Here is a 13633-nt window from a genome sequence, read left to right as displayed (position 1 = left end):
CATTATTTAAAGCTTCTGTAGTTAGAGTTAAGAGTAGATTGTGAAAATATTGATTGTAGATGATCACCGATACAACCGGGAGCTTTTAGCGTTTATGCTGGATGACCATGGATATCGGTATGCGCAAGCCGAAAATGGTCAGGTCGCTGTCGACACCTATCGCGATGACCCCGATATTGACTTGATATTGATGGATATCAACATGCCTGTCATGGACGGTTACGCCGCTGCCATGGCAATTAAAGATATAGCAAAAGATAACCTAATTCCCATACTATTCGTTACGGCACTTGATGATGAGGAGACGTTGGCCCGTTGCTTAGAAATAGGCGGTGATGATTTTGTGCCAAAACCTGTGAATGAAAACGTATTGCTCGCGAAGATACGTGCTCATCAGAGGTCCGTCAAATTACACAATCAACTTAAGGCCAGCAACGAATCGTTAAGTTATCACCGCCGTGTAATGGATCGAGAGCACAAAATTGTTGAAACCGTGTTTAGCAATGGAATGCAGCGCATGGAGCAACATTGTAATAATGTTAATTTCCATGTTTCGCCAATGTCCATGTTCAACGGAGACCTGTTGTTGATTTCTCGCAGTCCTCTCGGTGGCGTGTATGTGCTTCTTGGGGACTTTACTGGGCATGGTTTATCTGCCGCAATAGGGTGCCTTCCTGTATCCGATATTTTTTATGCTATGGCGCAAAAGAAAGCCGGAATAGGTCATATAGCTCGAGAAATTAATAGAAAGCTGCAAAATATTTTGCCTCCGAACATGTTTTTCTGTGCCAGCATTTTGGAACTGGATAGGTCCGGTGATCGCCTTACGGCCTGGTGTGGTGGAATGAATGATATGTTGTTGTTAAATCAGCGAGGAAAAATAGTTCGTAAAGTTCAATCACAACATATGCCACTAGGCGTATTGTCCGATAGTGAATTTGAAGATTCGGTAGAGCTCATTACCCCCGTCTCAGGTTTGAGAATATACTCCTATACCGATGGTATTGTGGAAGCGGTCAATGGGGCTGGCGAAATGTATGGTGAACAGCGTTTCATTAGCTTTTTGGAAACAACACGTGGACCATCCGTCGATGCAATCTCTGACGAAATAGAGCGCTACCATGAAGGTACCGCCCAAACCGATGATATTTCCTTGGTTGAGATTATTGGTAAACCCGTAACTTTCGGTGGTGAAATTCAGGGCGATAATGAAAAAAGTAAGCCCATATGCCTGCCTTGGAATATAGTCCTTAAATTAACCGCTGAACAGCTCCGCAACACGAATACTATTGAGCAAATCGTTAGGCTCATTAGTAGTGTGCAGTTTGCTAAAGATCATAGAGACGTTTTGTTTACAATTATCAGTGAACTTTATAACAACTCCTTAGAGCATGGCCTATTAAAGCTAGATTCGGCGATCAAAAATGAAGAAGATGGTTTTTCTCGGTACTATCAGATGCGTAAAGCATTGCTCGACGGGCTATCCGATGGGGAATTAGAGATTAAGGTTTGGGTGGCCGAGAATGAATGCCTTAATATTCAATTGACTGATAGCGGAGACGGGTTCGATTATTCGGTGATGAGTAATGGCGCAGGAGATCAGCTCGCTCATTCCCGCGGCTTAAACTTACTCATGTCTCTGTGCGAGAACATCTACTATTCGAATGGTGGCCGGACCGTTACCGTATCTTATCCGCTGCATTGATGAGCGTTGTATTTCCAGCTTCGAGTTGATAGCAGACATAATTTTGTATTTTTATCTTATCACTGACCGCAATGTTTCTCAGTGAAATGCTCAGTAGGGTGTGTTCGTAGGGCCGTCTAGCGAAGCGCGATGTCTTAAGCTCGGCGGCGCATTCAAGACGGACTGCGTTATCTAAATTAAACTGTAACTTGTTAAAGTAGCAACCGCGTGACAGTTGGGACGCCAAATTGCCTGCAATCGCGAGCCGTGCTCCTCCTGCTGATAAATTGATAATTTTTGCACTCCAAGGAATACCTATCGGAGAGGTTACGCGACAGATCGCATTATGGCCTGCGTCGGGCTGCCACCTGGGATATAAGCGTCGGGATCGATAACCAATCTCGGCAGGGAGTGTGATACCAACAAGGGGGTATCGGTCGTCGGTAATGATTTTTACGTGGCCCTGAAAGTTTAGAATCTGGCCGTGTTGACGATGCTGTATCGTCAGTTTGTCGCCAATTTTGACTGGCTCATAGATGTTCTCTGGGGTAAAGCTATCTAGCCACAGTGTATCGTCCCATACATCGATGCCGACAATCATGCTCTGGTAGCTGTTGGGGTGAAAACCATCTAGGATGTCTACGGCCAAGAGTTGTCTAGTTTGCTGGAGTTGGAACAATGGAGCAAGTCGCTCCTGAACTGATTCTCGCTCGAGAGCTCGATGCTGACTTGACTGTGTGGAGTGCTGCCTGTCTTTTTGAAAAAGACTCATTAACGATGATGCCTGACGATACATAAAGAATGATGCTCCAAAATATCCGCTGCTATTAAGCGAGACTCAAAAAGTGTTGCCTAAGTTCGTTAGAGCAATCAATATGCCAATGCAAGGCGCTGTCACGGCCATGGTTGCCGGAGTATAGGTTGACTCGAAGCGGCAGAGGTTTGCCTCAATCTGGCTAGGTTGGGTCCGTCTCTACTGATAGCGACTAATATTCACCGCCAACGGTGCCGGAATGTTGTCACGGGCTAAATAGCGCGTGCCGAAAATGCGACACTGAGTGATTCGCGTATTTAACCATTCAAACTCTCGTCAATTACCCCTACAATACACGCCATTCTTAAGTTCTGCCTTTTGGTTGCATAATTAACTTTTTAATTGGACATTATGGTTAATACAGAGTTATTGTCGGGGGTCTCAAGCGCAAAGGAACGCTTGGAGTTCAATAAACTGCAAAAGCGTTTACGCCGCCATGTGGGCACCGCTATTGTCGATTTTAAAATGATCGAAGATGGCGATAAGGTCATGGTGTGTTTGTCTGGAGGGAAAGACTCTTTCTGCATGCTTGACATCTTACTCAATCTGCAGAAAACCGCGCCGATTGAGTTCGACGTTGTTGCGGTGAACATGGATCAAAAGCAGCCGGGTTTTCCTGAGCATGTACTTCCAGAATACCTCGATCGTCTAGGCGTTCCCTACCATATCGTTGAGCGTGATACCTACAGCGTGGTCAAAGAAGTTGTACCTGAAGGTAAGACGACATGTGGCCTGTGTTCTAGGCTTCGCCGTGGGACGCTATATGGTTTTGCTGAAAAAATTGGGGCGACCAAAGTTGCGTTAGGGCACCATAAAGATGATATTGTTGAGACCTTGTTTCTCAATTTGTTTTATGGCGGTCGTTTAAAAGCCATGCCACCTAAACTGCTGTCGGATGACAAACGTAACATTGTCATTCGCCCTTTAGCGTACTGTCGCGAGAAAGATTTGATTCGCTACGCCGACGCTAAACAGTTCCCAATAATTCCCTGTAATTTGTGCGGATCTCAAGAGAATCTACAGCGGCAAAACATTAAACATATGTTGATGGGCTGGGAAAAAGAGTTTCCAGGGCGCACAGAAACGATATTCTCTGCCTTGCAAAAGGTGTCTCCATCGCAATTGGCTGACAGAGAGTTGTTTAATTTCGCTGACCTTATGATCGATCGCAGTACTGAACCTAACTATGACTTATCCTTAATCGAAAGCTTTGAAGGTGCGGAGGCGCAACGAGTACCAGAGGGTGGTCGGTCCGACAGCACCGGTGTTGAAGAATTTATTCCGCACGTGCGACTTTAATGTTACAGTCCGCGTTGCAACTGATTCAGCCAAAAGTAAGTCAATGAAGTCTCCGTTATTCGACGTAATCTACATCGATAAATTTCGCGACCCCAGTGAGGTCTCTCGCTTTAATCGTCAAGCTAAACAGCGTTTTAATTTGTCTGATGGTGCGCTCCATATGCTCAGTGCGGGTGACCCAATCCTAATCAAAAAACGCCAAGGCAAAAAACAGGCAGAGTCTTATAGGCAAGTGATTGAAAGTATTGGCGGCGTATGTTGGTACCAACCGGCGGCAGATGATGGCAAGTACCATGATCGTCGACACGTTCAGCGCCGCGGGCTTTTAGATCGGCGCAAATGCTATCGTGCCAGCAGCGTGCTGTCTGATCGCCGTTGTAACCGCGGCCGCAGATCATCGGATCGTAGTTAGCTTGTCGTTTCTCGGTTGTAATACAGCTTGTCATCCCTTCTTAAAGTAACGTCTCTACTCTCTCATTTCTTAATCGTAATTTTTAGTTTTCCGGGACTGCAAACTCGCTGATAGCCAGCTATATTGATTAAAGCGGTGGATTTAACACAGGAGAACTATGCATGTTAAAGCAAAATTACGAAGTGCTTTACGTCGATAAATTTAACAGCGCCCAGGAAGCGGCAGCCACGCGAGCAAGTTTATGTAAAACATTCGGGCTTAAACCGCACCAGTGGGACCGTATGTCGTCTGGTGACCCCGTGGTAATTAAGAAGGGTGTCGCTTACGATGAAGCCGAGCGGTACCTTAAAGCAATAGCTCAAGCCGGGGGGACGGCCTGGGTGCAAGAGCTGGATGCCGATGGCAATCATATTGAGCGACGCACGATGAAGCGTCGGCAGCTCTTTGATCGCCGCGCGGTCTACAGAGCCTCATCCATTCAGCCTGACCGGCGCCAATCTAGGGGACGCCGCAGTACAGATAAGGTACTTATCCACTAAGCGCTGGGGTTGTAGTTTGGAGAAGTCGAGCTTCAACCGCGTTTAACTACTCCAATAGGCCTCTCTAGCCGTTAAATGTCTATCTCCGGCTTTATTCGATCTTGTATTAATATATGGTCTAGTTTTTGCCATACTCCTTTATAGTCTTTGTCTTCGATATTTGGGTGTGGGTTGTGAACCACATAAACAGGGGGCGTATGGCGAGATTGCAGGTTGTAAAAGGGGATATCACGCAGCTAGATGTTGATGCCATAGTCAATGCTGCGAATGCGCGGTTGGCTGGTGGCGGCGGTGTTGATGGCGCGATTCATCGAGCGGCCGGCAATGAATTATATTCAGCGTGCCGACGGCTAGGGGGGTGCGACACTGGCAGTGCCAAGCTGACGCCTGGCTTTAACCTACCGGCTAGAGCCATTATTCACGCTGTGGGTCCTATTTGGCGAGGTGGCAACGAAGGCGAACGAGAACTTCTCGCGCGCTGTTATCAAACGTGCATCACCATCGCTGAAGAGAACAACTTTCACTCGATTGCATTTCCTGCGATTAGCTGCGGTGTTTATGGTTTTCCCATTAAGTTAGCCGTGCCGATTGCTGTTGGAGCTGTGCGCGATGCGCTATCGAAAGATTCCTCGCTACAAACCGTCATCTTTTGTTGTTTTGATTCCGACATTTTGGCTCTTTACCAACAACAACTCTCTCAAGCGGGGTCCCTATGCGCATCGGTATTCCCAAGGAAATAAAAAGCCACGAATATAGAGTCGGCCTAACGCCAGACAACGTTAGGCAGTTATGTGAATGTGGACACAAAGTACTCGTGCAGCAAAATGCGGGGGCTGCAATTGGCTTTAACGATGAAATGTATCACCGCGCTGGCGCTGAGATTATTCTCACAGCAGAAGGTGTATACAGAGGTGCAGAGCTCATCGTCAAAGTAAAAGAGCCGCAACCTGAAGAGATTCCGCTCATTAATGACCAGCACTTAGTCTTCGGCTACCTGCATCTTGCTGCCTGTAAATCATTGACAACAGACTTAATGGCCACTGGCGCTAGCTGCGTCGCTTACGAAACTATTGTTGGAGAAAACGGTGGGTTTCCTTTGCTTGCGCCAATGTCCCAGGTGGCAGGGCGGTATGCGGTTCAGGCGGCGTCCCAATACTTGGCAAACCCCTATGGTGGCAACGGCATTTTAATGGGAGGGGTTACTGGCGTTCCTGCTGCAGAAGTACTCATTATCGGTGCAGGGATGGTTGGCACTGAAGCTGCGAAGATTGCACTCGGATTGGGTGGTCGAGTGACGTTAATCGACCGTTCTATTGATGCACTACGTAAAGCGGAAAATTTTTTTGGCAGTCAAGTGATTACTCAAGTATCGAGCCAAAGCGCGCTTTTGAATCATGCGAAAAAGTCGCAAGTGATCGTTGGTGCTGTACTCGTTTCTGGTGCCAAGGCTCCACATGTGCTGACGCGTGAGAACCTTAAGCTCTTGCAGCAAGGCACTGTTTTAGTTGATGTAGCCATCGACCAAGGTGGGTGTTTTGAAAGCTCTAGACCAACAACCCATGATGAACCAACATTTTTGGAGGATGGCATCATTCACTATTGCGTTGCCAATATCCCCGGTGCTGTGGCTAGAACATCAACGCTAGCGTTAAGTAATGCAACACTACCGTACGTGATGCGGCTCGCAGACAAAGGTAAGTCAGCGCTTAAAGAGAGAATGTTTCTTGGTGGAGAAAATATTAAAGAAGGGCATCTTGTCAATGAAGCGGTGGCGAAGGCGCACGACTTACATTTATTTACAAGCTAACTTCTTCGAAATTTTTCTTTAGTCTCTGTGCTAAACTGCGACCCTCATTCGTGTATGCGATGACATTACGTTGTCGTTTCAAAACAGGTCGTTATGCTCCGCGTCATTCAATTTATCACCCGCAGTGGCTTTGGTCGCGCACTCCGTCATCGAATCTTCGCCATTTATATTTGTGCTCACGCGGCATCTGTCTTAGGGCTCTGGATACAACGTATTGCTATCCAATGGTTGGCTTGGAGCTTGACGGAGTCTTATGCTTGGCTCGGAGCTGTTGCGTTAGCTGAAGCATTAGCCAATATGACGTTTAGTATTGTCTCCGGCCCCCTCGCCGATAAATTCGACAGAGTTCGTATAGCTAATATTACGCAAGGCTTGTTGCTCATTGTTGCGCTTCTGCTTGCTCTGGTGACATACATGGGGTGGATCAGTATTCCAATCCTGACCGGGTTTGTCATTGTAATGGGAATTTTAGAAGGTGTCTGGGCTCCCGTGCGATTGTCTATTATGCCGAACTTGGTGCCGAAAGAGGATATGTCAGCAGCTGTGGCGATCACTTCGATGATGTTCACGTCAGCAATTTTTATCGGTCCAGCACTTGGCGGCGTCATCATTACATTCGCCAGCGTTGAGGGCGCCTTTGTGGCAAACGCGATAAGCTACCTTGGGCTGCTGCTTGTCTTCGTCAGTATTAAAATGCCACCAACAACGCCTATCGAACGAAAACCGCAAAGCTTCTTGTATGACCTTCGCGATGGATTCGGCACCATCATACGCTCTAGTGGCTTACGCAGTATTGTTTTATTTGCCGCGTTCTATTCATTCTTGATTCGTCCTTACCGAGAGCTGTTTGCAGGCATGGCGGACGAAGTATTTAATATGGGGGCAGAAGGGTTGGCTGCACTTGCGTCTGCGGCGGGGTTTGGTGCGTTAGTCGGTGCCATTTTGATTGCTTTGCATGGTAGAACTCAAGGGTTAGTTACTGCGCTTTACGTCGTAAGTGCAATTTCAGGTATAGCGCTTGCGGTTTTCACCTATGTAGATAATTTATATGTTGCCTTGTCTTGTGTTGCGATTTTATCTGCTTGTGTCACTGTATTTGGTACTGGAGCACAAATGCTAATTCAGACTTACGTCAGTGATAACTTTCGCGGTCGAGTGATGAGTGTTTGGTCCGCGCAGTTTCGCGGAATTCCAGCGGTTGGTGCTTGGTGTATTGGGCTTTTGGAAGTGTCAGCAAGTCTACAGTCTGTTTTACTAAGCGCAGCGCTGGGATTTTTGTTGGTGATGGCAATACTATTGCTAGCTAAACAAGGGTTTGCGAAGTTGGAAACCCAGTAGTCAACTTTTTCAAAAAATCTTCTTGATCTATATCTAGTATTCCGTCTTTTGCTTGTGTACTTTAAGAACCTGTGAACCATTCGGGTTAAGCTACGTCGAAGCCTGTAGGCTTGAATCCTCCAGCTTAGAAATAATAATCGACGTTATAGCTATTAATAAATATAAGTGCAATGTCCGAGGCGAATATGAATAATCCTGCGTTTGATGAAGCGGTTGCTGAACGTTTAACCGAGCTAGGAATGGGCATGGCCGTACTAGCCGCGACCCTTGGTGATACTCCAGCAATCATTACTGCTGAAGGTACAAGAAGTTTTAACGAGTTAAATGCGAACGCAAATAGAGTTGCGCGGTTATTTAGAGAACATGGGTTACAACCTGATGATGGCGTCGCCGTACTGACGGGTAATTCAATCGAAATGATGGAAACCTTATACGCGTGCTATCGCGCTGGTTTCCGTATGACGCCCATCAACTGGCATCTCACCGATGATGAGATCGCGTATATTGTAAATAACTGTGAAGCCAAAGCATTGGTGGTTGATGCTTCGCGTTTCGGTACTGCGGCCATCACATCAGTAAAAGAAAGTAACCACCTCGCGCTTTGTTTATCAACGTCAGGTGAGCTACAAGGTTTTTCAGACTACAACACCAAAATAAAACACTATAGCGGGGAAAATATCGAAGACCCCGTTAGTGGCAATATTATGTTGTACACATCGGGTACCACTGGGCGGCCCAAAGGGGTTTATCGAAAAAAACGCCCCATGGCATCACCGTTGAGTGAAGCAATTAATGAGACAAGCGCGTTTCAGCCTGGTGTCGATGTGTCACTTGTTACCGGCCCCCTTTACCATTCCGCTCCATTAAGCATTAATTTAGGCTTGCCTTTAGCAAAGGGCGTCACGTGTGTATTTATGGATAAGTGGGACGCTGAAGAAACATTACGACTTATTGAAAAATACAAAGTCACATTCAGTCATATGGTGCCTACCATGATTCAGCGAATTTTAGCGCTACCGGATGACGTTAAACAACAGTATGACCTATCGAGCTTTCGTTATTTAATTCATGGTGCCGCGCCGTGTCCAGTGGTAGTAAAACAAGCAGCCATGGAATTCTTCGGTCCAATTATTCACGAATATTATGCGGCAACTGAAGGCGGCTATGTTTTTTCAACCCCGCAAGATTGGCTGGCGCATCCAGGCACAGTGGGTAAGCCGGCTCAAGATGCTGAGATAAAAATACTCGATGATGATAAGCAACCGGTTCCCGTTGGCTCTGATGGTACGGTTTATTTTGTCGCACCGGAAGATAAAGAAACGCAGTTTGAATATTTTCGAGATTCAGAGAAAACCGCTAAAACTTATGTCGACAACCTATTTACAATGGGTGATATTGGTCATGTCGATGAAGAAGGGTTTTTGTACTTAACAGGACGCTCCGCAGAGCTAGTGATATGTGGTGGAGTTAACGTATATCCCGCACAAATTGATGAGGTCTTATCCCGTCACTCAGCGATTGCCGATGTCGCCACCTTTGGCGTTGACAATGAAGAGTTTGGCGAAGAAATTAAAGCGGTTATCGAATTAAATGAAGGTGAACAGCCCACGGAAGAAATCCGAGATTCAATCACAGCGTTTATTCAAGAAAAGTTGCAAGGCTTTATGCGGCCACGAAGTATCGAGTTTATCGATGAGGTACCGCGATCCGCTGGCGGAAAAATTAAGCGCCGCCAATTGCGAGAGAAGTTCAACGGCAAACACTAGAATACCAAAGCGTTGACTATTGCATTACAAGCCTGCAATAACACTTTTTCTGTTGCAGTAGGCGCTATAAATCTAAGGGTGCTAGGGGGCGTTTTGGGGAAGGTAACATGCGATAGGTGAGGGCCATCATAGGGTTATGGCGTCCCCGGCAGGAATCGAACCTGCAACCTGCCCCTTAGGAGGGGGCTGCGCTATCCAGTTGTGCCACGGGGACGTGGGGGACAATTATAGCAAGCCTTCACATCCAGATGGAAATCTGTAACTATCCTGCAGTCCTCGTCGTTTAGATGTAGCAGAAATCGATGGCAATCCCCGGTGGATAAATAGTAACCACTCTGCTGTCTATATGAACTTAATCGAACCCTGATAGCCTGCGCGATATGAGCCATATATTATATCTCGATGCAGGCTACTGAGATCATCATACGGGCTGTTGGCCAATACCCATGCTAGATACCGAACCACTACTCAAACAAACAGATTTTCCCACCATCCAACGTCATACAGTCGATACCCTGCAAGTTAATCTCGGCTACTTGTGCAATTTAAGCTGTACGCATTGCCATGTTAATGCCGGTCCCAAGCGAACCGAGCTGATGACTCAAGATGTTATTGATCAGCTGTTACAGCTGGTTGACCGACTAAATGTCAAAACACTTGATGTCACGGGTGGTGCACCGGAAATGAATCCTCATTTCCGCTATTTGGTGTCGGCTGCTCGTGAACGAGGGCTTGATGTCATTGACCGATGCAACCTAACGATTCTGTGCGAACCTGGTTATGAAGATCTTGCTGAGTTTTTGGCGAAAGAAAAAGTCATTGTCACGGCTTCCCTCCCTTGTTATTCCGAACAAAATGTCGCTGAACAACGTGGTAAAGGCGTATTTGAACAGTCAATTGAAGCGCTACAAAAACTTAATGCGTTAGGTTACGGGCGTGATTCAGAGCTGCAGTTACATCTTGTATACAATCCTAACGGTACCTTTTTACCACCGCCACAGGAAAGCCTAGAGGCCGATTACAAGCGTGAATTGTTTGACAATTACGGCATTCACTTCCATTCGTTGCTGACGATAACCAATATGCCTATTAGTCGATTTGGAGGCATGTTGCTCGCCAAAGGTCTGTACGAAGAGTATATGCAACTACTTAAGAGTAGTTACAGTGACGAAAACCTAAATAATGTCATGTGCAAAAGTTTGTTGAGTATTGATTGGCAGGGCTATGTATACGATTGCGACTTTAATCAAATGCTCGACTGGCCGATCATGCCATTTAAACAACAATGCTCCTCAAAAAATACAAGTACATCCGTTGAAGTGATTGGTTCCGACCGTTCTCGTTTACATATTGAAGATCTGCTCACTGATGGGAAAATGCCTAATGAGATAATTATTGGTGAGCATTGCTACGGTTGTACTGCGGGGCAGGGTAGCAGCTGCAGTGGTGCGTTAAGTTAAATTATATTCAATTGCGTTGAATGCACCTTGCATTCTTGTAGCTTAAGTAAGTGGCCAAATTAATGCTTGCTTCCATAATTATACCGGTTCTTAACGAAGCACCAGCTATCGAGGGGTTTCTCCAGCGTCTCCAGCCCCTCAGAGAATTCAGCGAGGTTATTGTTGTTGATGGCGGTAGTTTGGATGATACTCCGATGCTTGCACGACCTTATGCAGATAAAGTAATAACGAGTAGAAGAGGGCGCTCAACGCAGATGAACCTTGGTGCAGAGAATGCCCAAGGCGATTGGTTGGTATTCTTGCATGCCGATACATACCTACCTGACACTTTTATGGCTGGTTCTTTGGCGACCCTCAATGAGCATGTTGGCTGGGGATTTTTCCGCGTGCGATTGAGCGGCTCACACCGACTACTGCGCGTCGTTGAAACATTCATGAATTGGCGATCACGCCTCAGTCAAATTGCAACGGGTGATCAAGTTATTTTCGTTCAGTCACGCTTGTTTTATGAGCTTGGCGGATTTCCAGATCTTCCATTAATGGAAGATGTAGCCTTTTCGAGCATACTAAAAAATCATTCGGCACCTCACGTAATGAAAACGCGTGTCACTACCTCGAGTAGGCGTTGGGAAGACAGAGGTATCTTGAAAACCATTCTTCTTATGTGGTGGTTGCGCTTTCGTTTTTATTGCGGAGCCGAACCGGTAGAACTCGCTAAAGCCTATTATCCCAATGTTAAATTAGACTCTAAGTAAATGTACTCACCGTCAGTAACCGTTGTTCAAATGCTGAAATCACCAGCATCTACTAATGTAAAAACGCGTTTGTCATCAGTGTTATCACTCGGTGACCGGCAGCGGTTACATTGGCAAATGGTTGAATCTATGGCGATGACGATACATGAGTTCTGCCAGCTTAGTAGCCATGATCGTCGCAAACATACGGGTTTACTCGCTGTAGCGGGGGACATAGAAGATCATCGCTTGGTACAGTTGTCAGATAGGTTGTCTTTACCTCTAATTCCTCAGCAGGGTGAGGATTTGGGTCAACGCATGTGGAATGCGTTGAATCTGGGTTTAACACAGTCTGACTTGGCTATTGTTGTCGGTAGTGATTGCCCGTTTATTAATCTTGTTTATTTACATGCCGCAACGGATGCGCTGTCGAGTCACGACGTCGTTTTGGGGCCTGCGACTGATGGTGGTTATGTTTTGTTAGGCGTGAGTCAATATGCCCCAATATTTTCAGACATTGCGTGGGGCACCGACAACGTTCTGGCGCAAACCCTTGAACGTCTTCAACAGAAAGACATTAGCCATACGTTATTAGCTGACTTAGATGACATTGATCGGCCAGATGATCTTAGGCGTCTCAGTAGTGAAAAATTACCTGCTTGTTTTCATCAGTGGGAAGATTACATCTAGCCTGTCGCGATAAGGCAACCTGGTTGCGATGGAGAGCGACTCCACATGCTAGGTGCCGACAGGCGACTTGTCTTGCGCCCTGTATAAATACTTACGCTTGAATAGACGTGCTAGAGTCGCATTGTCCTCGAGTGTCGCCTTTCGCGGTGTATAGCTCTGGCGCTTCCACCTGACCACGCAATAGGTTGAGTAACCGTCCCATGCTTGCGCGGCTGCGAGCTAGCATTTTTCCGTTGACTGCATTCGCATGCTGACAGTCAGCCAGGGTGGTTTTTAGCTTTTCCCAAGCATCGGCTATGTTATCCGCAGTTAAACTTTCAACCAGGTTTTTCCAAGCTGCTTCGGATGCGTCGAGTCCCATTTCCGTCAATAAAACATGACGTTCCATGCGAGTTTGATCTAACTGGCTAAGGCACTGATTTTTTTGCTCGACAACGTCCAGCAATGCACTTCGCTGTCGCGTAATCATTAATTCTCGCTCTTGCTGAAGTAGGGATATCAGTGCCGTACTAGACTTCAGGTCGCGCTCAATAAGTGCGGATATTTTTTTCAAATGTGCCATATCTGTTTGAATTTGCATAATCATCCTCCGTATGCCACAAAGCTAGGAAAGCTAAGAGCTGACATGTTCTAAATGCAATGTGAGGTACACCGAGGACGTTAGGCAGCCAAGCAGGGCTGACTAGTCGGGTGGAATAAACTAACCGAGGAAGTTGTCGTTTTGCAGCATTTTTTCTGCAATGCGTTCAACATTGATCTCGAAACTACCTTCAGCAATTGCACGTTTGATCGCGGCTACTCGGGCGGTATCGATATCGGGGGAAGCGTTAATTTGCGCTTCGAGGCGTTTTAATGCCATTGCTTCAGGGCTTAGCTGCACACTATCAGTTTCTGGCGAGACGCTTTTCTCTGACGAGGCTTTACTGTTCGCCGATGGATTGACGCCAGTCGCAGCCTTATTGCGAGCGCTCTGTGAGCCACCTGCGTTAAGCCGGTTGTTAGGATCAATTACCATGGTTTGTTACCTGTTTAATGAGAACAATAATGCCTCGGTCGGGAGGCGAAACAGCCAAAAACATTGGCCCTCAAC

14 protein-coding genes and 1 tRNA gene are annotated in these 13633 nt (G+C 46.5%); 11 read left to right on the top strand and 4 right to left on the bottom strand.

Annotated elements, in window-relative coordinates:
• Positions 1-40 precede the first annotated feature (40 nt).
• Positions 41-1705, top strand: a complete 1665-nt coding sequence (locus ACZ5NB_RS11570) for a SpoIIE family protein phosphatase (protein ID WP_460233772.1) — start codon at positions 41-43, stop codon at positions 1703-1705.
• Here the strand turns inward: ACZ5NB_RS11570 and ACZ5NB_RS11565 are convergent.
• On the bottom strand, positions 1680-2333 hold the full coding sequence (locus ACZ5NB_RS11565; protein ID WP_460233771.1) for a flagellar brake protein: 654 nt from the start codon (positions 2331-2333) through the stop codon (positions 1680-1682). The two genes, ACZ5NB_RS11570 and ACZ5NB_RS11565, sit on opposite strands and share 26 nt — an antisense overlap.
• 516 nt (positions 2334-2849) lie before the next feature.
• Here ACZ5NB_RS11565 and ttcA point away from each other — a divergent pair.
• From ttcA to ACZ5NB_RS11530, 7 genes are all read left to right on the top strand, one after another.
• On the top strand, positions 2850-3797 hold the full coding sequence (gene ttcA, locus ACZ5NB_RS11560; protein WP_460233770.1) for a tRNA 2-thiocytidine(32) synthetase TtcA: 948 nt from the start codon (positions 2850-2852) through the stop codon (positions 3795-3797).
• Positions 3798-3840: 43 nt separating this feature from the next.
• Positions 3841-4209 carry a hypothetical protein gene (locus ACZ5NB_RS11555; protein ID WP_460233769.1) on the top strand — a complete coding sequence of 123 codons (369 nt, stop codon included), beginning with the start codon at positions 3841-3843 and terminating at the stop codon, positions 4207-4209.
• Positions 4210-4370: 161 nt separating this feature from the next.
• A complete protein-coding gene (locus ACZ5NB_RS11550; protein ID WP_460233768.1) occupies positions 4371-4748 on the top strand; it encodes a hypothetical protein in 378 nt (125 codons plus the stop codon).
• Between the two features lie 197 nt (positions 4749-4945).
• Positions 4946-5488, top strand: a complete 543-nt coding sequence (locus ACZ5NB_RS11545) for an O-acetyl-ADP-ribose deacetylase (RefSeq protein WP_460233767.1) — start codon at positions 4946-4948, stop codon at positions 5486-5488.
• The gene (gene ald / locus ACZ5NB_RS11540; RefSeq protein ID WP_460233766.1) at positions 5461-6555 is read left to right on the top strand and encodes an alanine dehydrogenase; all 1095 of its coding nucleotides are present in this window, start codon (positions 5461-5463) and stop codon (positions 6553-6555) included. Before ACZ5NB_RS11545 ends, ald begins: the two co-directional genes overlap by 28 nt.
• A gap of 93 nt (positions 6556-6648) precedes the next feature.
• Positions 6649-7893, top strand: a complete 1245-nt coding sequence (locus tag ACZ5NB_RS11535; RefSeq protein ID WP_460233765.1) for an MFS transporter — start codon at positions 6649-6651, stop codon at positions 7891-7893.
• 185 nt (positions 7894-8078) lie between these two features.
• Positions 8079-9659, top strand: coding sequence for an AMP-binding protein (locus ACZ5NB_RS11530; RefSeq protein WP_460233764.1), 1581 nt, complete (start codon positions 8079-8081; stop codon positions 9657-9659).
• Between the two features lie 137 nt (positions 9660-9796).
• Here ACZ5NB_RS11530 and ACZ5NB_RS11525 read toward each other — a convergent pair.
• Positions 9797-9873 (bottom strand) — tRNA-Arg (locus ACZ5NB_RS11525).
• Positions 9874-10105: 232 nt separating this feature from the next.
• On the opposite strand from ACZ5NB_RS11525, the gene arsS reads away from it, so the two are divergent.
• The 3 genes from arsS to ACZ5NB_RS11510 all read left to right on the top strand — a co-directional run bounded on the left by arsS (position 10106) and on the right by ACZ5NB_RS11510 (position 12543).
• The gene (gene arsS, locus ACZ5NB_RS11520) at positions 10106-11119 is read left to right on the top strand and encodes an arsenosugar biosynthesis radical SAM (seleno)protein ArsS (protein WP_460233763.1); all 1014 of its coding nucleotides are present in this window, start codon (positions 10106-10108) and stop codon (positions 11117-11119) included.
• A gap of 62 nt (positions 11120-11181) precedes the next feature.
• The gene (locus ACZ5NB_RS11515) at positions 11182-11874 is read left to right on the top strand and encodes a TIGR04283 family arsenosugar biosynthesis glycosyltransferase (RefSeq protein WP_460233762.1); all 693 of its coding nucleotides are present in this window, start codon (positions 11182-11184) and stop codon (positions 11872-11874) included.
• Positions 11875-12543: a TIGR04282 family arsenosugar biosynthesis glycosyltransferase gene (locus ACZ5NB_RS11510; RefSeq protein WP_464107546.1), complete on the top strand. Its 669-nt coding sequence runs from the start codon at positions 11875-11877 to the stop codon at positions 12541-12543. It abuts the gene before it with no gap.
• A gap of 91 nt (positions 12544-12634) precedes the next feature.
• Here ACZ5NB_RS11510 and ACZ5NB_RS11505 read toward each other — a convergent pair whose 3' ends face one another.
• Together ACZ5NB_RS11505 and flgM are read right to left on the bottom strand one after the other, a co-directional pair.
• Complete coding sequence (locus ACZ5NB_RS11505; protein WP_460233760.1) at positions 12635-13123, bottom strand: flagella synthesis protein FlgN; 489 nt, start codon at positions 13121-13123, stop codon at positions 12635-12637.
• 120 nt (positions 13124-13243) lie between these two features.
• Positions 13244-13558, bottom strand: a complete 315-nt coding sequence (gene flgM / locus ACZ5NB_RS11500) for a flagellar biosynthesis anti-sigma factor FlgM (protein WP_460233759.1) — start codon at positions 13556-13558, stop codon at positions 13244-13246.
• Between the last annotated feature and the right edge of the window lie 75 nt (positions 13559-13633).

It is taken from the genome of Aurantivibrio plasticivorans (assembly GCF_055392955.1).
The sequence above is the reverse complement of the archived record's forward strand: the minus strand, read 5'-3'. Positions and strand labels throughout refer to the sequence as shown.